General features: G+C 59.8%; 19 protein-coding genes. 8 read left to right on the forward strand and 11 right to left on the reverse strand.

Annotation, left to right across the window (positions count from 1 at the left end; genetic code table 11):
* Positions 1–190: 190 nt before the first annotated feature.
* The 7 genes from QUE41_RS06530 to QUE41_RS06560 all read right to left on the reverse strand — a co-directional run bounded on the left by QUE41_RS06530 (position 191) and on the right by QUE41_RS06560 (position 10,963).
* Positions 191–3,241 (reverse strand): efflux RND transporter permease subunit, encoded by a 3,051-nt coding sequence (locus QUE41_RS06530; protein WP_286342076.1) that lies wholly within the window; start codon positions 3,239–3,241, stop codon positions 191–193.
* On the reverse strand, positions 3,231–6,458 hold the full coding sequence (locus tag QUE41_RS06535) for an efflux RND transporter permease subunit (RefSeq protein ID WP_286342077.1): 3,228 nt from the start codon (positions 6,456–6,458) through the stop codon (positions 3,231–3,233). Before QUE41_RS06535 ends, QUE41_RS06530 begins: the two co-directional genes overlap by 11 nt.
* A gap of 9 nt (positions 6,459–6,467) precedes the next feature.
* Entirely contained in the window at positions 6,468–7,541 is a 1,074-nt protein-coding gene (locus QUE41_RS06540; RefSeq protein ID WP_286342078.1) for an efflux RND transporter periplasmic adaptor subunit, read from the reverse strand.
* A 155-nt stretch (positions 7,542–7,696) separates the two neighbouring features.
* Entirely contained in the window at positions 7,697–8,587 is an 891-nt protein-coding gene (locus tag QUE41_RS06545) for an EamA family transporter (protein ID WP_286342079.1), read from the reverse strand.
* Positions 8,588–8,678: 91 nt separating this feature from the next.
* Positions 8,679–9,596: an EamA family transporter RarD gene (gene rarD / locus QUE41_RS06550; protein WP_286342080.1), complete on the reverse strand. Its 918-nt coding sequence runs from the start codon at positions 9,594–9,596 to the stop codon at positions 8,679–8,681.
* A gap of 120 nt (positions 9,597–9,716) precedes the next feature.
* Positions 9,717–10,055: an Mpo1-like protein gene (locus QUE41_RS06555; RefSeq protein ID WP_286342081.1), complete on the reverse strand. Its 339-nt coding sequence runs from the start codon at positions 10,053–10,055 to the stop codon at positions 9,717–9,719.
* 290 nt (positions 10,056–10,345) lie between these two features.
* Positions 10,346–10,963, reverse strand: a complete 618-nt coding sequence (locus QUE41_RS06560) for a Maf family protein (protein ID WP_286342082.1) — start codon at positions 10,961–10,963, stop codon at positions 10,346–10,348.
* Between the two features lie 272 nt (positions 10,964–11,235).
* On the opposite strand from QUE41_RS06560, the gene yceD reads away from it, so the two are divergent.
* The 8 genes from yceD (at position 11,236) to fabF (ending at position 17,366) form a co-directional block, all read left to right on the forward strand.
* Complete coding sequence (gene yceD / locus QUE41_RS06565) at positions 11,236–11,763, forward strand: 23S rRNA accumulation protein YceD (RefSeq protein WP_286342083.1); 528 nt, start codon at positions 11,236–11,238, stop codon at positions 11,761–11,763.
* A 16-nt stretch (positions 11,764–11,779) separates the two neighbouring features.
* Positions 11,780–11,950: a 50S ribosomal protein L32 gene (rpmF, locus tag QUE41_RS06570; protein WP_084643748.1), complete on the forward strand. Its 171-nt coding sequence runs from the start codon at positions 11,780–11,782 to the stop codon at positions 11,948–11,950.
* A 12-nt stretch (positions 11,951–11,962) separates the two neighbouring features.
* Entirely contained in the window at positions 11,963–12,991 is a 1,029-nt protein-coding gene (gene plsX / locus QUE41_RS06575; RefSeq protein WP_286342084.1) for a phosphate acyltransferase PlsX, read from the forward strand.
* Positions 12,992–12,998: 7 nt separating this feature from the next.
* Positions 12,999–13,964, forward strand: coding sequence for a beta-ketoacyl-ACP synthase III (locus QUE41_RS06580; RefSeq protein ID WP_286342085.1), 966 nt, complete (start codon positions 12,999–13,001; stop codon positions 13,962–13,964).
* A 14-nt stretch (positions 13,965–13,978) separates the two neighbouring features.
* Positions 13,979–14,902, forward strand: a complete 924-nt coding sequence (gene fabD / locus QUE41_RS06585; RefSeq protein ID WP_286342086.1) for an ACP S-malonyltransferase — start codon at positions 13,979–13,981, stop codon at positions 14,900–14,902.
* A 16-nt stretch (positions 14,903–14,918) separates the two neighbouring features.
* On the forward strand, positions 14,919–15,665 hold the full coding sequence (gene fabG / locus QUE41_RS06590; RefSeq protein ID WP_245568322.1) for a 3-oxoacyl-ACP reductase FabG: 747 nt from the start codon (positions 14,919–14,921) through the stop codon (positions 15,663–15,665).
* Positions 15,666–15,831: 166 nt separating this feature from the next.
* Positions 15,832–16,065: an acyl carrier protein gene (gene acpP / locus QUE41_RS06595; protein ID WP_028108150.1), complete on the forward strand. Its 234-nt coding sequence runs from the start codon at positions 15,832–15,834 to the stop codon at positions 16,063–16,065.
* 62 nt (positions 16,066–16,127) lie between these two features.
* Complete coding sequence (gene fabF / locus QUE41_RS06600; RefSeq protein WP_028108151.1) at positions 16,128–17,366, forward strand: beta-ketoacyl-ACP synthase II; 1,239 nt, start codon at positions 16,128–16,130, stop codon at positions 17,364–17,366.
* Between the two features lie 58 nt (positions 17,367–17,424).
* On the opposite strand, the gene QUE41_RS06605 is transcribed toward fabF, so the two are convergent.
* The 4 genes from QUE41_RS06605 to QUE41_RS06620 are packed head-to-tail and all read right to left on the reverse strand — an operon-like array spanning position 17,425 to position 20,521.
* A complete protein-coding gene (locus tag QUE41_RS06605; RefSeq protein ID WP_286342087.1) occupies positions 17,425–18,033 on the reverse strand; it encodes an OmpA family protein in 609 nt (202 codons plus the stop codon).
* Between the two features lie 4 nt (positions 18,034–18,037).
* Positions 18,038–19,558, reverse strand: a complete 1,521-nt coding sequence (locus QUE41_RS06610; protein WP_286342088.1) for a TadE/TadG family type IV pilus assembly protein — start codon at positions 19,556–19,558, stop codon at positions 18,038–18,040.
* 2 nt (positions 19,559–19,560) lie between these two features.
* Positions 19,561–20,094: a tight adherence pilus pseudopilin TadF gene (gene tadF / locus QUE41_RS06615; protein WP_286342089.1), complete on the reverse strand. Its 534-nt coding sequence runs from the start codon at positions 20,092–20,094 to the stop codon at positions 19,561–19,563.
* Positions 20,087–20,521 carry a TadE family protein gene (locus tag QUE41_RS06620; RefSeq protein ID WP_286342917.1) on the reverse strand — a complete coding sequence of 145 codons (435 nt, stop codon included), beginning with the start codon at positions 20,519–20,521 and terminating at the stop codon, positions 20,087–20,089. Before QUE41_RS06620 ends, tadF begins: the two co-directional genes overlap by 8 nt.
* Positions 20,522–20,535: the final 14 nt, after the last annotated feature.

The following is a 20,535-nucleotide window of genomic DNA, read 5'->3' on the forward strand; positions in this document are numbered from 1 at the left end:
AAAGTGTGAGGATGTTAACATTTCCAAGTTCGCCGAATTATAACCAAATCGTCTGAATCATCGTGCTCCGGTCTAAAAACCGTTGAAATAAACTCCTGTTTTAACTTGGCTTAAGTCTGTTGTTAAGAGTTGGTTTTGGGGCCTGAAAAAAGGGAGGCCTAAGCCTCCCGAACGACGGTGGGAAAACTCATTACATCCAGTTGGGCAGTTTGTCGTCGCTCCACTGCTTGATGCGGGCGCAGCGCTGGGCGTAGAAGTGACGCATGCGACTGAGCAGCAGGTAGCAGTAGGGCACCAGGAACAGGCTGGTGACGGTGGAGAACAGCAGACCGCCGATGATGGCCAGGGCCATGGGGGTGTAGGAGGGGCCGCCGCCGGCCAGGCGGGTGTCATTCAGGGCCAGAGGCACCAGCCCCAGCACCGTGGTGGCCACCGTCATCAGCACCGGTCGCAGACGGGAGGCGGCCGCCTCGATGATCGCCTGCTTGAGACGGTCGATGTCCGGCTCTCTCTGGTTGATCTGGTCCACCAGCACGATGCCGTTGTTCACCACCACCCCCATCAGGATCAGGATGCCGATCATCCCCATGATGGACATATCCTGCCCCAGCACCATGAAGGTCCAGTAGACCCCGGTGATGGAGAACAGGATGGAGGTGATCACTGCCGTGGGCAGAAGCAGGGATTCGAACAGCGCCGCCATCACAATGTAGATCATGGCGATGGCCAGCAGCATGTTGATCATCATGATCTGCTCGCTGTCCTGCTGCTGACGGAAGCCGCCGCCGAAGCTGTACTCGTAGCCGGGGGGCCAGTGGATGGAGTCCAGCACCTTGGTCAGGTCTTCACGCACCTCATCCATGGAGCGGTCCTCGACGTTGCCGCCGATGGTCAGGGCGGTCTGGCGGTTGAAGTGGCGAATCCCCTGCAACTGGGGCTGGCTGTCGATGCTGGCCAGCATCTCCAGGGTGTAGACCCGCTCTCCGTCTCGGACTATGGGCAGCTGCTTGAGCTGCTGCAGTGAATCACGCCACTGGCGCTCCCAGGCGAGGAAGATCTGAATCTCGCCGCTGGGGTCGTGGCGGAAGGAGCGCAGGTTCTGGCCACGCACCGCCAGGGCCAGGGTCTGGGCGGCGTCGCTGACCTCCAGCCCCAGGCGGGAGAGCAGTTGGCGGTCAAACTGCACCACCAGCTCCTGCTGGCCGGCACCGGCGTCGGAGCGCACATCTTCCAGTCCTTCGATGCGGTTCATCAGGGGCACCAGCTGCTCCGCCAGCTCCATCAACACCGTGGTGGAGCGACCAGTGAGGGTGATCCTCATGCCGCTGTCATCACCACCGCCCCAGCCAAACTCAGGCTCGGCGTTGGCCAGCCTGGGCATGTTGTCGCGGATGGTCTGCTTGATGGACTCGATGTCTGCAGGCAGCTCTTCGCGCATGATCAGGGTGGTGGTGGCGTTGTCTGTGGCGTAGTAGCTGTAGATGCTGTCAAAACCCAGCTCCTCCTGGTTGGCAAACAGGTACTCCTCCACTCTGTCCACCATGGCTTCGGTGACCGCCACCGGCTGGTTCTCCTGCAGGTGGTAGCGCAGGTAGAGACGGGTGTTGTCGTCGTCATCGTCCGCCATCTTGACCTGACTGATGGGCAGGGCGGTGCTGCCAAGCAACACCAGGGCGATGATTCCCGAGGTCTTGGGCCACTCCAGGCAGCGGGTCAGCCACTTGCGGTATCTGGGGTGGTGGCTGCTGCCTTTGGGGCTGGATTTCAGTCCCTTGAGGCGGGAGAGCAGCAGGGGCAGCAGGGTCTTGGCCAGCAACAGGGAGGCCAGCAGGGAGATGCAGATGGCGATGGCCACATGCTCCAGGAACATGGTCAGCTGCACCTTGGTACCGAAGATGTTCGGCAGAAACACGATGATGGTAGTCAGGGTGCCGGCCATTACGGCCAGGGCTACCTTGTTGACCCCAGCCAGAATCGCGTCCTTGGTGTCCTTATACTTGCCGCTCTCCTGAGCCTGCAGCACCGACTCGGTGACCACCACAGAGTTGTCGATCAGCATGCCTACCGCCAGCAGCAAACCCATCATCGACAGGATGTTGAGGCTGTAGTTCATCAGGTACATGGCCGCCAGGGTGATGGCGATGGAGATGGGCACGGACACCACCACAATCAGGGTCATGGGGATGTTGCGCAGGAACAGGAACAGCACCCCGAAGGAGAGGCCTGCGCCTATCAGGCCGGCCATCAGCAGGTCATGCAGGGAGCTTTTTACCCCCTGGGCCTGGTCGTCCATGGAGAACAGCTCGATGCCCTGGAACTGGGGGTTGTCGTTGGCCTGGTCGATCACCTTGGTGACCCGGTCGGCCACCTCCACCAGGTTGGCGCCGGACTCCTTGAAGATGTCCAGGCCGATGGCGTAGGCGCGATTGAGGTGGCGGCCATCGATGCGCTCTGCCTGGGTGTAGCCAATCTCGGCCACATCACCCAGGCGCAGGCCGGGGCGCAGCACCAGATTCTCGATTTCACTGACGCTGCGAAACTCCCCTTTAGGCGAGAGTTGCCACAGGGTCTGCTGGCTGCGCAGGGTGCCGCCGCTGAGGGTGAAGTTCTCCTGGTTCAGGCGCTGTTGCAGCTTGTCAGGATTGATCCCCATGGTGGCCAGGGCATCGGCATCGACGCGAATCTCGATGCGGGGCTTGTCCACACCGTAGAGGGTGACCTGGGAGACGCCGGGCAGGCGCTCCAGAGGACGCTTGAGCTGACTCTCCAGCAGATCATAGGCGCCGCTGAGATCCCGCTTGGAGGAGATCCTCAGGGTATAGATGGGCATGTCTGCGGTAGAGAACTGGCGCAGCAGCACCCGCTCGACGTCGGTGGGCAGCAAATGACGCACCGAGTCCAGCCGTTCCCTGGCTTCCACCGTCTTGGTGGCGATGGGCACACCCCAGTCGAAGCGCATCTCGATAAAGGCGCCATTCTCGGTGGAGTGGGAGCGCATGCTCTTGACATCACTCAGGGTGGCCAGGGACTCCTCCAGCACCGTGGTGATGCCGCGCTCCACCTCCTGGGGTGAGGCGCCCTGGTAGGGTACCTCCACCATGATCTGGGGGATCTCCAGGCCGGGAAACATCTCCAGGGGCAGCAGTCGGCTGGAGACCAGCCCCATCAGCAGCATCGCCAGGAAGGCCATGGTGATGGTCACCGGCCTCTTCAGCGCCAGCTTGGTCAGATTAGTGGTCATGCTGACCCTCCATGGCAAATTGCTTGTTGTCGAACAGGCTGTAGAGCACCGGCAGCACCACCAGGGTAAGCAGGGTGGAGATCATCAGCCCGGCAATTACGGTAATGGCCATGGGGGCGCGCATCTCGGCGCCTTCGCCCAGGCCGATGGCCATGGGGGCCAGACCCAGGGTGGTGGTGAGGGTGGTCATCAGGATGGGGCGGAGCCTGGAGTGGGCCGCTTCCATGATGGCCTGGCCACGTTCCACGCCCTCCTGGCGCAGCTGGTTGATCCTATCCACCAGGACGATGGCGTTGTTCACCACGATACCCGCCAGCATGATCAGGCCGATGAAGACGATCACCGAGATGTGGGTGCCGGTGAGCCACAGTCCATAGACACTGCCGGCCAGGGCCATGGGCACCGCCGCCAGAATCAGCAGGGGGTGCAGCAGGGATTCAAACTGGCTGGCCATCACCAGGTAGACCAGGAACACCGCCAGACCCAGGGCGATGTAGAGGGAGTTCAGTGAGTGCTCCATCTCCTCATTCTGGCCACCAAACTGAATGCTGGTGCCCGGGGGCAGCGACAGTGAGTCCAGCAGGGTAGAGGCGGCGTCCACCCCCTCCTTGAGGGAGCCGTAGGCCAGGTTGGCGGAGACGATGGCCACCCGCTGCTGGGCGATACGGTTGATGGACGCCGGGCCAATCTCCTCCTTGATGGTGGCCACCGCATCCAGGGCGATGGGACGCTCTGAGCCCGGGTTGACGATCAGGCTGGCCAGATCCTCATGTTGATCCCGTTGGGCGGGCAGGGCTCGCACCAGAATGTCGATTTTGCGGTCGCGCACCGTGTATCGGGAGGCCACACTGCCGCCGATCACCGAGGCGACCCGGTTGGCCACATCCGGGGCGGTCAGCCCCAGAGACGCCAGCTTGGCGTGGTCGAAACGGATGGTCAGCTCGGGCTGGCCCTCCTTGAGGCTGTTCTGAATATCTTTGAAGCGGTCGGACTGAGCCAGGGTGGCCGCCACCTGACCGCTGGCCAGGCCCAGCATATCCAGGTCATAGCCGCTGATTTCAAGCTCCAGAGGAGTCTTGAAACTGAACAGTTCCGGCGACTGGGCGGAGTACTCCAGATCCGGGATGCGCGAGGCGCTGTGGCGCAGGGCGCTCATCACCCGGACTTGCTGGCTGGCGTCACTGAGCACCACCTGCAGGCGGCCCCAGTTTTCGCCGCCAATCTGGGAGGCGGAGCTGAGCAGGCCGCCGCTGCCCGCCTGGGAGTAGACCTTGTCCACCGCCTCATCGTCCATCAGGCTGTCCGCCAGGTGGCGCAGCACCTTGTCGGTGTGACTGACCTCGGTGCCCGGTGGCAGTTGCACCTCCAGGTAGAACTCCCCCTGGTTCATGGGGGGGATCAGCTCCATACCCAGGCGCGGGGCCAGGGAGAAGGCCAGGGCGGTGACCGCCACCGCCACGCCCAGAGTCAGCACCCGGGCACTCAGGGCCAGGTTCAGCAGCTTGGGGTAGGCCCAGGAGAGGGCGCCGTAGAGGCGGTCAAAGCCCCAGAGCACCGGAGTCAGCAGCAGGGCGAACAGCTTGCGCAGGGCGCGAACCACCACCATCACCACCCCAATCAACAGGCTGGGAATATAGGAGAACAGCAGCACGAAGGGGAAGCTGAACACCGTCGCCGCATGGTGGCGCACCTTGCCCCAGCGGGTGGTGGGCTTGGCCTTGGGCTGGCTGTTTTGATTGACCTTGAGCTCAATCCCCTTGCGGGAGGAGAGCATGGGGATGGCGGACAGGGCCACCAGTAGAGAGGCGATCAGGGCGAAGGTGACCGTCATCGCCTGATCGGCAAATAGCTGACCGGCGATGCCGTCGACAAAAATCAGCGGCACAAACACCGCCAGGGTGGTGAGGGTGGAGGCGACGATGGCGCCACTCACTTCCCGGGTACCCTTCTCGGCGGCCTGATGCAGGTCATCTCCCAGGCGACGGCGACGGTCGATGTTCTCCAGTACCACGATGGCGTTGTCCACCAGCAGGCCCACCGCCAGGGCGATGCCACCGAGGGACATGATGTTGAGGCTGATGCCGGCGAAGTACATCAGGTTGAAGGTGGCGATCACCGACACCGGGATGGAGAGGGAGATGATCATGGTGGGCTTGAGCTGGCCCAGGAACAGGAAGATCACCGCCATGGCCAGCACGGCGCCCACCAGGGCGGCGCTGGTCACCTCGTTGACCGCATTCTCAATGAAGCGGGACTGATCGTAGAGCAGGTTGATGGGGTAGGGGGTCTCCTCCTCCAGGGTTTTGAGCTTGGCCTTCAGGGCCTGGGCCACCGCAACGGTGTTGGCGTCCCCCTCCTTGTAGATGGCCAGCTCCACCGCTTCCTGGCCCTGGCTGCGGGCGATGTTGTCCCGCTCCTTGAAGCTGTCTTTGACCTGGGCCACCTCGAACAGGCGCACCTGGCGCTGGTCGTCGCGATAGACCACCATCTGGCGCAGCTCCTCCAGGTTCTGGAACTGATTGAGGGTGCGGATCAGCAGCTCCTGATCCCCCTGGGTCAGCTTGCCGGCGGACAGGTTGAGGTTTTCGCTGCGAATGCGCTCAATCAGTTGGGCGGCGGTGAGGTTGAGCTGAGCCATCTTTTGTTGGTCGATGAGGATCTGCACCTCCTGCTCCAGACCGCCGGAGGGGCGCACCGAGGCCACACCGGGTACGGTTTCCAGGGTGCGTTTGAGCTCCTCTTCCACCCAGGTGCGCATCTGCACCAGGGCGGCTTCGTTGCTCTCCTCGGTGGTGACCGCCAGACGGACTATGGGGTCCAGGTTGGGGTTAAAGCGCAGAATCAGCGGCTTATCCACATCCAGGGGCAGCTCGATGGCATCCAGCTTCTCGCGGCTGTCCAAGGCGGCCAGATCCATGTCTGTGCCCCACTCGAACTCCAGGTGAACGTCGGACAGACCGGCTCTGGAGGTGGAGGAGACCTGGCGCAGCCCCTTGACCACGCCCACGGATTCTTCGATGGGCTTGCTGACCAGCTGCTCCACTTCCGCCGGGGCAGCCCCCGGATAAAGGGTGCGCACCGTCAGGGTGGGGTAGCTCATGTCCGGCAGCAGGTTGACGCTGAGGCGACTCAGGCCCACCAGGCCGAACATGACGATGGCCAGGATGAACATCCAGACGGTGACCGGACGTTTGACTGAGGTGTTGATGATTCCCATGTGCCGTCCTTAGCGCTGGGCCAGTTGCAGTGGGGCGATAACCTCCACGCTGGCGTCATCCTTCAACTGATGCTGTCCACGCACCACCACCTGGTCGTTCAGGGCCAGTCCCTGGGTGATCTCCACCCGGCCCTCATCCTCGTAGCCCAGTTCCACGGCGCGGCGCTTGGCCTTGCCTTCTTCCACCACGAACACGGCGTGTCCCTGGTCCTGGCGTAGCAGGGCGTTTTTGGAGATCACCAGGGTACCTTCGTGGGCGTCATACTTGAGTCTGGCCCGGGCAAACATCCCGGCCTTGAGGTTGCCCTGGCCATTGGGCACGGTCAGGGTCACCTTGAAGGTGCCGGTGTCGGCGTCGACGATGGGGCTGATGCGCAGCACCTTGGCCTGATGCTTGCGCTCATCGCCGCTGAGAATCAGCTCCGCCATCTGGCCTTTACGTACCTGGGCCAGCTCCTGCTCTGGCAGGTGGATGATGCCGTGCAGCTCATCCTGACGAACGATGTAGAACAGCTCCTTGTATTGTTCCGCCATGTTGCCTCGCTTCACCAGGCGCTTGGCAACCACGCCGTCGAAAGGCGCTTCGGCGCGGCTCTCTTTCAGTTGCAGGGCGGCCAGGTCACGATCGGCGATGGCGGAGAGGCGGCGGAACTCCAGTTTGGCCATCGCTTCTTCGCTGACCAGCTGCTGGTTGGCGATCTTCTTCAGACGATTGAGCTCCTGGTCAATCACATCCAGCTCGGCCTGGGCCTTGTCCAGGTTGTAGCGGTAGCGCTCGGAATCGATGCTGGCCAGGACCTGGCCCTGGGTGACCTTGTCGCCCTCTTCGACGTTCACCTGAGTGATCACCCCGGGTACCCGGCTGACCACCATCGCCTCTTCCGGAGCTTCCAGGATGGCGGTGGAGCTGTAGTAGGACGCGACGGTGTCCTGGACCACGGGTTGGGTTTCCACCGGCAGGGTGACCACCTGCTCCTCTTTGGCGGCATCGGCTTCTTTGCTGGTGTCATCGGCGGCGGGTGCCTGGCCACAGGCGGAGAGAATCCATACCAGGGAGAGGGCGGTCAGGGAGAGGCGTTTCATGGCGCAAATCCTTTATGTCGTTATTCGGAAGTTACGCTTGGAATGCACAGCCTGTGCCAGATTTTTTAACAATATAAAATCAATGGCTTACGTGGTAGATGAGTGGTTAGGTAAACAAAGTGTTGAGGGGATTCACCAAGAGTTGGTGAGTTTTCTTAACTTAATTGAGTGAGTTTGGCACTGCCGCCCTGGTGTTTGCGAAGTCCACTGCCGATAACGGCAGCCAGCCCTCCCCATATCAGCATAAAACCCAGCAACTGCTCCGGAGGACACAGCTCATTGAACACCCAGATCCCCAGCAGGAACTGCAGGCTGGGATCGATAAACTGCATCAGCCCGTAGGTGGTGAAATTGACTTTCTGAATGCCGTGATTGAGCAGGGTCAGGGCAAAGAGGATGAGGGGGGCGAAGCCAAGCTGCAGCCACAGGCTGCTCTGGTCGCTGATCAGGCTGGGCTCTCCCTGCCAGTGGAGGTAGCCCCAGTACCCCAATGCCAGGGGCAGGACCGCCAGGTGCTCCAGGATTAGGGAGGTGAAGGTGTCGGTTTGGGCGCACTTTTTCAGGAAACCGTAGAGGGCGAACAGGGCGCCTATCCCTACTGCCAGGAGTACAGAGAAGCTGTGGTTGCCAAATTGCAGCATCAGGCCGATGGCCGCCGCAATCAGGGCCAGCTTTTGCAGCGGGGAGAGTCGCTCCCTGAGCAGCACCACGGCCAGCAGTACGGACACAAAGGGTGAGAGATACTGTCCCAGGCTGGCGGCGAGGATCTGCTGGTTGAGGTAGGCCCAGATACTGAGCAGGCCGGCGGCCATGGCCAGCGGCGCCGCCAGCATGCAGCACAGGGCGGCTTTGGGGTCACGTTTGACCTGACGCAGCAGGGGACGCCACTTACCCCTGACAAGAAGCAGGCCGAACAGAATGGCGCTGCCCAGGATGATTCTCAGGGCCACCAAATGGGTTACCTGGGTCTCGGGCATCAGGTTCAGGTAGAGAGGCAGCATCCCGAAGATGCTGAACGCTATCACGATTTCCAGTTTATGAAACAAGGGACCCACCTCAGGCAAAACTGACCCAATGTAGCACCCGCAGTGGCCCCTGGCAGTGAGACGAATTCGGAAATCGGAACTGGATCGCCTCTTAAGTCGAATCGGAAGTGTGGCTTGGCTGCCGGGTGGTTCTGCGCCGAATGCCCGCCATGGCTTCCACAGAGCAGAGCAGCAGCCCCAGCCAGATCAGGCCAAAGCTGACGGCTTTGACCTCGTCAAAGGCTTCGGCAAACACCAGGGTGGCCAGCAGGAACTGCAGACTGGGCTCGATGTACTGCATCAGTCCCACCATGGTCAGACTGGTGCGGTTGATGGCCAGGGTAAAGAGCACCAGGGGGATCAGGGTCACCGGGCCGGCGCCCAGGTAGAGCAGCAGGGTGGCGGTGTCCGAGGTGATAAAGGTCAGCCCCTGAGTCTGGCCGCGCCAGACAAGGTAGGCCAGGGCAGGGGGGATCAGCAGCACCGCCTCCACCATGACCGAGTTGAGGGCATCGAAGCGGATGAATTTCTTAATCAGACCATAGAGGGCAAAGGCGCCACCCATCACCAGGGAGAGCCAGGGAAGCTCACCATATTGCCACACCTGGTAGCCGATGCCGGCGGTGGCCAGGATCACCGCGGCGCGCTGTGCCGGGCTGAGTTTGTCACCCAGAAAGAGCACCCCCAGGGCGACCGCCATCAGAGGGTTGATAAAGAATCCCAGGCTGGCGGCCAGAACCTGGCCGTTGGTCAGGGCCCAGGTAAAGCTGTACCAGGAGGTGCACATGACGGTGGAGGCCAACAGGCAGAGCAGCAGAGAGCGTTTGTCTGCCCACATGGCGCTCAGGGAGAGCACGGGTCTGCGCAGCACCAGAATAAGCAGCAGCATGGCCGGTGCCGAGGTGATGATCCTCAGGGCCAGCATCTCCTCCATCTGAGCGCCCTCCAGCGGGGCATAGTAGAGAGGAAGCAGGCCATAGGCCACGAAAGAGAGGGCTGCCAGCAGGTTGCCGAGTCGGGTTGCGCTCATGGGTGATGTTCAAGGGAAAAAGAGGGCGCCATTCTACTGCCGAGGCGGTGTCGGCGACAGGGGGCTTGGGAATAAATTGAGGAGGAGTTCGCGAATACCGGTCGGCGATTAACCTGGGGTTCAGCGTTTGGGGTGGGGGTCCAGCTGCTTCAGCTTGGAGTCCAGCTCTCCGGTGACCGCGTCTTTCAGCATCACCCAATCCCCCAACAGGCTGTAGAAGGGGTACTGGAAGGTGGCGGGGCGATTTTTCTCGAATCCGAAATGGCCCGCCCAGGCGAAACCATAGCCGATGACTGGCAGGCTGAGCAGTAACAGGTATTTGCCGGAGGCCACGGCGATGCCCGCCATCAGCAGCACCAGCGCTGAGCCGACGTAATGAAGGATGCGGCAACGGCGATCCCGATGCTCACCTAAATAGAAGGGGTAGAATTCGTCAAAAGAGCTAAAGCGCTTATCCATAAACCTGTTGTGACCAAAAACTAATCACAACAGGTTTATCATGCTGGTGGCTAGAGCGCCATATAGTTTCAGAAAAAACACCAGCGAGAGGCAAAATTTTCCCAGGCTAGGCAGATTTCTGACGATCTAGTGGCCCTAAATCGAGGAAATCTAACGACGCATGGGGGAATTTTGACCTCGCCCTCCGGGAGCGCCGGAAAGTCACTCATCTTTAGTTGTGTCAGTTTGAAAGAGGACTGATATGGCTTGCATGAGTGATTTTTCGGTAGCTCTGGTGTTCGTTGACGAACCTATTTGGCGCTCTGGGTGGCAAGGTCCGCTTGGGCACGCAGGACGTCGAAGCCTTCGGCCTGGAGCATCTCGGTGAGGCGGATCAGCGGCAGACCCATCAGGGTGTTGGGGTCGCGGCCACTCAAGCGGTCGAACAGGGCGATGCCCAGGCCTTCGCTTTTGAAGCTGCCGGCGCAGTTATAGGGCTGTTCCGCCTTGAGGTAGGCGTCGATCTGCTTGTGGCTCAGGGTGCGGAAGTACACCTTGAAGGTTTCCACGTCCACCTGGCTTTCACCGGTGTCGGTGTTGAGCAGACACAGGCTGGTATAGAAGGTGACCTTTTTGCCACTGGCTGCGGTCAGTTGCTCAATCGCCTTCTCATGGGTGCCGGGCTTGCCCAGGATCTCATCATCGATGACCGCCACCTGGTCGGAACCGATGACCCAGGCGTCGTTGTGCTGAGCACCGGCGGCACGGGCCTTGGCTTCGGCCAGGCGCATAACCAGCTGATAAGCGGTTTCATTGTCGAGAGGGGTCTCGTCCACTTCTGGCTTTTCACAACTGAAAGGGAGATTCAGTTTCTCTAGGATTTCTCGGCGAAAGGGCGAAGTGGAGCCCAAAATAAGCGGCTTTTTCATAGGCTGTCTGGTAAAAAGTGAGACAAATTTTCAGGCCGCAAGCCTAGCAGACTCGAGGCCGGGGCACCATGGAGCCCATTGATTTGGGTCAAACGTCCGCCACTCTAACGGAGTTCAAGGGTTTTACCCTGGAAAAACGGGGCAAAAATCAGCCATCAAGCTATATTTTACCGACCTCGGCCCGTAGTATGGTCAGCCCTTAGCCAGCCTGGGTTTTCGCAGCTAAAATTTCCTTTGACTCAGCTTGAGACGATCGATAAACTGCGCGGCCTATGCAGAATGTACAAATTCCGGTTTCGCTCGACCCAAAACGAGCCGCCCAAAGAAGATTGGTGTATGAAGGTCTCCTTCTCGCTAAGAATCTGAAGCGATTGATTGGTGTGAGTTCCGGCGATTGCACTGATGCCGAGGTGACCGTTGAATGCGGCACTGACATCCAGGGGATAGTCTACCTCAAGGGGAAGGCTGTGACGGAGCTCACTCTGACATGTCAGCGTTGTATGGAGCCTTTTCGGCAGACTCTCGCAGTTGAATTCGCATACAGCCCTGTGACCGACGAAGCACAGGTCGAAGAGCTCCCGGATGCTTACGAACCCGTCGAGTTAGATGAACACGGTGAGGTTCGACTTCATGAACTGGTGGAGGATGAGCTGCTGCTGATGGTCCCGATGATGCCTATGCATGATCTGGCCGACTGCAGTCGCCCCGAAACCGAAGTCGTCGTCGGCGACCTGCCCAAAGAGAGTGAAGATGAGCGTCCGAATCCCTTTGCGGTGTTACAAAAGCTTAAGAGTAAGTAATTAGGAGATTGGGGCCATGGCCGTACAACAGAATAAAGTTACCCGTTCACGTCGCGGTATGCGTCGTTCTCACGATGCGCTGACCACTTGCCAGCTGTCTGTGGACGCAACTTCCGGTGAAACCCACCGTCGCCACCACGTAACCGCTGACGGTTACTACCGTGGTAAAAAGGTAATCAACAAGTAAGTTGATACCGCTTTGACTCATCTAACCCTAGCGTTAGATACCATGGGGGGCGATCACGGCCCCCATGTCACAGTGCCTGCAGCTTTGCAGGCATTGTCGGTTTACGCCGACCTTCATCTGATCCTCGTGGGCGACCGCCCCACCATCCTCTCTATTATGCGTCAGCGTCAGGCCTGTGAATCAGAACGCCTGAGGATTCTGCACGCCGAGCAGGTGGTTCAGATGGGCGATAAGCCGCTGCATGCCCTGCGTCGACTCAAGCACAGCTCCATGCGACTGGCCCTGGATCTCGTGGCCAATGGCCAGGCTCACGCCTGCGTCAGTGCCGGAAATACCGGTGCCCTGATGACCATGGCCAAGGTGGTGCTGAAAACTCTGCCTGGTGTCGACCGCCCCGCTTTAGTGACCGCGTTGCCCACCATGACGGGTGACCCGGTCTATCTGATGGATCTCGGTGCCAACGCCAGTTGCGACTCTCATGCGCTGTTTCAGTTTGCCGTGATGGGTTCGGTGCTCGCCGAGCAGGTGGCAGGTAAGACCAACCCCAGGGTTGCCCTGCTGAATATTGGTACCGAAGAGATCAAAGGAAATGATCAGGTTCAGCAGGCATCCGGCCTGCTGCAGTCCACACCGCACATTAACTACACCGGGTATGTGGAGGGTGACCGCATCTTCTCCGGCGAGGCCGACGTGATTGTCTGCGACGGCTTTGTGGGGAACGTTACCCTGAAGACCACGGAGGGGATAGCCCGCCTGTTGATGCACCAGATAGCTCAGTCGGTTAAGCGGAATCCGCTGGCCCGCTGTCTGAGCTGGCTGCTCAAGGGCAGGCTGAAAAAGCTGTTTTTGCAAATGAACCCCGACCACTATAACGGTGCGAGTCTGTTAGGATTGCGCCATATTGTGGTGAAGAGCCACGGTAATGCTGATGAGCTGGCCTTTCTGCGCGCTGTCGAAGAAGCCATGACAGAGGTTCAAAGGCAAGTGCCTGGCAAGATTGAAGCTCAACTCGAGTCGGTGTTACTAGAAAAGTCCTGTTGATATTCCTATGTATACAAAAATTTTAGGTACTGGGAGCTACCTGCCCACCCAGATCCGCACCAATGCTGATCTGGAAAAGATGGTGGATACCTCCGATGAGTGGATTCTGGAACGTACCGGCATCCGTTCACGCCACATCGCCACCGGCGATGAAAATGTCTCCACCATGAGCCATCGCGCCGCGGTGAAAGCTCTGGAGATGGCCGGCATTGATGCCTCCGAGTTGGATATGATCATCTGCGGCACCTGCAGTGCCCCCAACTCCTTCCCCTCCGCCGCCTGTGAGGTTCAGGAACTGCTGGGTATTGGCAGCATTCCCGCCTTTGACGTGGCCGCTGCCTGCAGTGGCTTCATCTATGCACTGGCCGTGGCGGACCAGTTTGTTAAATCCGGTGCCTGCAAGAAGGTGCTGGTGATTGGTGCCGATGCCCTGGCAGACATGTGCGATCCCGATGACCGTACCACAGTGATTCTGTTTGGTGACGGGGCCGGTGCCGCCGTGGTCGGCGCCTCTGAAGAGCCTGGTGTGCTCTCCACTCACATTCACGCCGATGGTCGTCAAGGCCCGCTGCTCAAGGCCGCCGCGCCCGCCCGCAGCAAGACTCCACGTGCCACCAGCAGTGACGAGTACATGTTTATGAAGGGGAACGAGGTGTTCAAGCACGCCGTGACCCGACTGGCGGAAGTGGTCGAGGAGACTCTGGAAGCCAACCAGATGGATCGCAGTGAGATCGACTGGCTGGTGCCCCACAACGCCAACTACCGCATTCTTAAGGCAACCGCCAAGAAGCTGAATATGGGTATGGACCAGGTGGTTCTGACCCTGGCCGAGCACGGCAACACCTCGGCGGCCTCCGTGCCCATCGCCCTGGATGTGGCGGTGCGTGACGGTCGCATCCAGCGTGGCCAGGTGCTGCTGCTGGAAGCCTTTGGCGCCGGTTTTGCCTGGGGCTCTGCCCTGATCCGTTTTTAAAGGAATCTGAGATTATGTCCAAGTTTGCTTTTGTATTTCCCGGCCAGGGCAGCCAGGCCGTAGGGATGCTGTCCGAGATCGCCGCCGAGAATCCGGTGATTGAACAGACCTTTGCCGAAGCCTCCGAAGTACTGGGTTACGACCTGTGGCAACTGGTGAGTCAGGGCCCGGCCGAGGACCTGAATCAGACCCAGCGTACCCAGCCTGCACTGCTGACCGCCAGTGTGGCGCTCTACCGTGCCTACCAGGCTGCCGGTGGCCAGGCGCCTGCCGCCATGGCTGGCCACAGCCTGGGTGAGTACTCCGCCCTGGTGTGTGCCGGTGTGATCGACTTTAAAGACGCAGTGAAACTGGTTGAGCTGCGTGGCCTGGCGATGCAGGATGCGGTTCCTGCCGGTACCGGTGCCATGTACGCCATCATCGGCCTGGCCGATGACGCCATCGCCACCGCCTGTGAGCAGGCGGCTCAGGGGCAGGTGGTGTCTCCGGTGAACTACAACAGCCCGGGTCAGGTGGTGATCGCCGGCGAAAAAGCCGCCGTTGAGCGTGCCGGTGAGCTGTGCAAAGAGGCTGGCGCCAAGCGTGCCCTGCCACTGCCAGTGAGCGTGCCTTCCCACTGCGCCCTGATGAAGCCTGCTGCCGAGAAGCTGGCGGATGCCCTGGCCAAGCTGGAGCTGAACGCCCCAGCCATTCCTGTACTGAACAACGTGGATGTGGCGGCTGCCGACGATGTGGACGCCATCCGTGATGCCCTGGTGCGTCAGCTGTACAGCCCGGTTCGCTGGACCGAGACCATCAACGCCATGGCAGAGATGGGAATTGAGACTACCTTTGAGTGTGGTCCCGGCAAAGTGCTCACCGGCCTGGCCAAACGAATTAACAAGACGATCGCTGCAGCGGCGCTGAACGACTCGGCGACCCTGGCGGCGGCCCTATAACAAGGAAACGACTCCTATGAGCATTAGTATGGATCTGAGCGGCAAGATCGCCCTGGTCACCGGCGCCAGCCGTGGCATCGGTCGTGCCATTGCTGAGCAACTGGTAGCAGCCGGAGCCAAGGTGATTGGTACCGCCACCAGCGAGCGTGGCGCGGGCGCCATCAGCGACTACCTGGGCGACAACGGCCAGGGTATGGTACTGAATGTGACCGAACAGGCCTCCATCGATGAACTTTTTGCGGCAATTAAGGCCGAACATGGTGACATCGATATTCTGGTGAACAACGCCGGCATCACCCGTGACAACCTGATGATGCGGATGAAAGAGGATGAGTGGAACGATATCATCGACACCAACCTCACCTCAGTGTTCCGCACCTCCAAGGCGGTACTGCGTGCCATGATGAAGAAGCGCAACGGTCGCATCATCAACATCGGCTCCGTAGTCGGCACCATGGGTAACGCCGGTCAGGCCAACTACAGCGCCGCCAAAGCGGGTCTGCTGGGCTTCACCAAGTCACTGGCTCAGGAAGTGGCCAGCCGTGGTATCACAGTGAATGCTGTGGCTCCCGGTTTCATCCAGACCGATATGACTGACGAGCTTACCGAAGACCAGAAACAGGGAATCATGGGCCAGGTGCCTGTAGCCCGTCTGGGTCAGCCGCAAGAGATTGCTGACGCAGTTGTATTTTTGGCTTCCGATCGTGCAAGCTATATCACTGGTGAAACTTTGCATGTCAACGGTGGGATGGTGATGGCCTAAATTTTGGGCCGGATCGTGATCCAGTAGGTAATTTGAGTCTAATTTCGCCTAAATGATGCAAACTCCGTGGTTTGACCATTAAGACCTCGCTTGCATTGTGGGATGAATCGAATAAACTACTCGCAACTCTACGCAGATGCGTAAATTTAATAGGAAAGCGAAGACTATGAGCAACATCGAAGAACGAGTTAAGAAGATTATCGTTGAACAGCTGGGCGTAAAAGAAGAAGACGTTAAGGCTGAAGCTTCTTTCGTTGACGATCTGGGTGCTGATTCTCTGGACACCGTTGAGCTGGTTATGGCTCTGGAAGAGGAGTTCGATACCGAGATTCCTGACGAGGAAGCCGAGAAGATCACCACCGTTCAGGCTGCGATCGACTACGTTACTGCTAACCAGTAAGCAGAAGAATTATGAAACAGGCGGCATGGGCCGCCTGTTTTTGTTTCTGACGGAGAGAGACAATGACCAAGCGCCGTATCGTAGTCACTGGCCTGGGTGCCGTGACTCCTGTCGGACATGATGTGGACACCACCTGGGCCAACCTGCTGGCCGGTAAGAGTGGCGTAACCCCCATCACCCACTTTGACGCCAGCGAGTTTGCTGTGCGTTTCTCTGCCTCAGTCAAAGATTTTGATATCGAGGCTTATCTTTCCAAGAAAGATGCCCGCAAGATGGATCTGTTCATCCAGTATGGTATGGCAGCGTCTATCCAGGCGATGCGCGACAGCGGCATCGAGGTGACCGAAGACAATGCCCACCGTATTGGCGCCGCTATCGGTGCTGGTATGGGTGGTTTGCAGCTGATCGAGGCCAATCACGACCAGTTCAAGAAATCTGGTCCTCGCCGGATCTCCCCCTTCTTCGTGCCCTCCACCATCATCAATATGATTGCTGGCCACCTGTCCATCATGTATGGCTTTACCGGCCCCAACATCGCCATTACCACCGCCTGTACCACAGGGGTGCACAATATCGGCCATGCGGCGCGCATGATCGCCTATGGTGATGCGGACGTTATGGTTGCCGGCGGTGCCGAGATGGCCACCACCGAGCTGGGCGTGGGCGGTTTTGCGGCCGCCAAGGCACTTTCCACCCGCAACGACGACCCCACCAAGGCCAGCCGCCCCTGGGACAAAGACCGTGATGGCTTTGTGATCGGTGACGGTGCCGGCGTAATCGTGCTGGAAGAGTACGAACACGCCAAGGCCCGTGGCGCCAAGATCTACGCCGAGCTGGTCGGCTTTGGCATGAGCGGCGATGCTCACCACATGACCTCGCCACCGGCGGACGGTCGTGGCGGTGCTGCTGCCATGCGTAACGCCCTGAACGATGGCGACGTTGCGCCAGAGAAGGTGGGTTACATCAACGCTCACGGCACCTCCACCCCGGCCGGCGACATCGCCGAAGTGAACGGTGTGAAGTCTGTGTTCGGTGATCACGCCTACAAGCTGATGATGGGCTCCACCAAGTCCATGACCGGTCACCTGCTGGGTGCGGCGGGATCTGCTGAAGCGATCTTCACCATCCTGGCTCTGCACGACCAGAAAGTGCCGCCAACCATCAACCTGGAAAACCCCGATGACGGGTGTGACCTGGACTTCGTTGGCCCTGTGGCCCGCGAGGCGGAGCTGGAGTATGCCCTGTGCAACTCCTTCGGCTTCGGTGGTACCAACGGCTCTCTGCTGTTCAAGAAAGCCTGAGACTGAGTCTCAGAGCGAAAAACGGCGCCCCAGGGCGCCGTTTTTTTGTGCCTGTTGACTACAACTTGTGGATCTCCACCCGGCGGTTGGCGGCCCGCCCCTCTCGAGTGCCGTTGTCCTTGAGGGGGGTGGATTCTCCCTTGCTGTCGGTGGTCAGCTTGTCGCGCTCCATACCCAGTTGCGAGAGGGCCTCGGCGGTATGCTCGGCCCGGGCCAGCCCCAGCTGCTGGTTGTAGCTCTCAGTGCCTGTGCTGTCGGTATGACCGGTGATGGTCAGAGGCTGAGCGTTGATGCGCTGGGCCAGCTCACCCAGGATGGTGCGGGAGGCCGGAGTCAGGTCGCTGCGGTCAAAGTCGAAGTAGATGCGGGCCAGAGGGGCATCCTTGGCGATGCCAGCCTGCTTGAGCATCTCCAGGCAGTCGCTGCCCAGGTCAATCATCTGAGTGCTCTTGGCCAGCTCTGAGGCCAGAGCGGAGCCGTCCTGGCGAATCTGCAGTTGGCCATCCCTGTGATGGCCCATGGCCACCACGGGCGCTATGGCGACGTTATGGCGCACCTCCAGGCTGTCGGTGGCACACAGCTGGGCGATGCGGGCGTTGAGGGTGTCATCGGCCACTACTGGCAGGCTCAGCAGGGTCAAGGTAAGCAAGGTCAGTCTGTGGGTCATGATTCTATCCTGAGTGTCGGTAGTAGAGTCGGCTGATGCCATCGGTGCGGGCGCCCTTGGCGATCAGCTCTTCGATCTTTCTTTTGAGGTCACCGGAGTTATTCACGTCGATCACCTCATTGGCGCAGCGTTCAAAGGCCTGCTGGCTGGTGGCGCTGTATTTGATCCCCAGCACCCCGATGTAGAGGGGAACCTCTCCCCCCTTGAACTTCTCCCGGATGGCGGTGCACAGCCCCTTGTCCACCAGCTTGCCGAAGGTGCTTTGGAAAGGTTGCTCCGAACCGTCGCTGAGGATGATGATCATCTTGGCCCGGCGCTTGTATTCCTCCACCACGGTTTCGTTGGCGCCGCTGCCTGGGATGCCATCGGCCAGGATCTGGGCGCCGCGCAGCAGCCCCTGATACACCGCGGTGTAGCCATTGGACCTCATGCCGTTGATGCTGGGCGGGGTTTTTGCCAGGGGCAGGGTTTTGAATTCGGTTTCGCACAGGCCCCAGCCATAGGGGGTGTGGTACTGGCTGGGATGGCGCTTGGCAAACCGGCGCTTGTCATCAAACAGCTTGTTGACCGTCCCCTGGAAGGCGATGAAGCTGTAGGGGTCAAGATAGTAGGGGTTGTCTACCCCGGTTTCCTGACGGGCGGCTTCAAACACCTTGAGCATGGAGCGCGCTTCGCTGCGAGGGCGGTTGTGGCAATAATCGCTGTAGCTGTATCCCTCGGCACAGTATCTAATGTCCCTATAGCTGTGGCTACTCCAGGCTCGCCAGTCGATGCTCTCATGGCCCACTTCCACACCGGTATTGTTGGCGTTTTTGTAGTCCAGCTGAGACACACAGCGATAATCGCCGTTTATCTGCTCGATGGTGCGCATGTTGAAGGGGACAAAGCCGATGCGGTGATCGAAGCCGTCCGCCTTGGCCTGGTCGGAGAGCAGGTCAGCGGTAATGGCGTTGATCTCCTCTTTGAGCACCTGAATTTTGGATTTGTAGCTGTTCCAGCTGCGATTCATGGAGCCGGAGAAGTCCGCCACAAACACCAGGTCGATATTACGCTCCCGCTTGATGGGGTAGCTCTTGGCCATGGCTCGGTTGGCCACCTTCTCCTGGGACTGGAAGCTGGGGATGATGTTGCCTGTATTGCCAAACCAGGAGTTGTGCTTGGTGGTGGCACTGACCTGGTACTGGATGTATTCCGCCGCTTCGCCGCCTATCAACTCCTCCCCCTCGGTCTTGAGTATCTGCAGGTCGTCGATCTCCACCGTATGGCGCATATAGGCGTTGATGTAGGCGGTTGCCAGCCGTTTACGAAACTCAGCCGGGGTCTCTCCCCCTGGGCCGGGAACATTGCGGTTGGCCATGGAGACCGCCATGGAGGCAGCTTCGGTGGCGTCGGCCAGACGGTTTTTCTTTTGGATATAGCGGGTGCCCTCGACCGCCAGAAACACCATGCTGAACATGGGGGCCAACAGGAAGGCCAGGTAGATGGCGGCGACGCCTCGCTGAATTTTAGGGCTTAACCTTTTCACTGTTATCTCCCCGGCATCACTGAGGTGGCGGAAATCAGGTGCTGACCTATGGCTTTGTCGTACCAGGAGCTGGAGGTCATGCACAGGGTCACCTGATAAAGGGGAAAGCGTTTGCCCGCATCGTTCTCCGGAACCAGCTCACTGAGGGTTGAGATGTTGTTGTCAGGCACACAGGGGGTGTCACCGGCAAAGGTCTTGCTGAAGCTCACCTGAGTTCCCTCCACCAGAGATTGAACCGAGATGCCGAACTGGTCCTGTTCCTCTGCGGTGCTCTTGTGCAGCAGCCGGGCGGCGATCTCTTGAATCTGCAGGAAGTCGGCCCGGCTCAGGGGCTCCCGCTCTGCGTAGAAACGCTGACGCTCCTTGACCAGATTCACCAGGGAGTAGCTGACCCTGTCCAGCTTGGCCCGGTTCAGCACCTGCTGGGAGAGATCGGCACTGAACAGGAACAGGGTGACCAGAAAAGCCAGCACAAAGGCCATCTCGATGGCAAAGGCCCCCTGCTGTTGGTGGACAGAGGCGCGGATACTACTCATCGCTCCACCCCTCATGCTCCTGAATGGAGAGGAAGCGCCGGGTAATGGTGCGGTCTCCCATGGTGCCTATGAAGTAGATTGGCTGATAGTCGTAGCTCAGCTCCACCTCCACCAGGGGGCAGCGATCGCCGCAACTGCTGCTGGGTCTGCCCGCGGCCAGATCGTCCAGGCTGTCGTAGTAGGTGCGGCTGATGCGGTAGCGCTCAACATCCACCAGGCTGCCCCACATCTCGCCATCATGCTGAAACATCTGGTCCTGACGTTCGCCATAGCCCTGGCCCATCCGCTCCCCCTCGAATACCCGGGTATCCCGGGCTGACTCGGACAGGGCGGTTTCGGTGAGATTGACGATATAGACAAAGCGGCTCATCTCGAACACGGCAAAGGTGGTGAGAAACAGCACCATGGCGCCCAGGGCGAACTCGATGGAGAGTACCCCCG

Origin of the sequence: Ferrimonas sp. YFM (genome assembly GCF_030296015.1) — a bacterium.
Classification (GTDB): domain Bacteria; phylum Pseudomonadota; class Gammaproteobacteria; order Enterobacterales; family Shewanellaceae; genus Ferrimonas.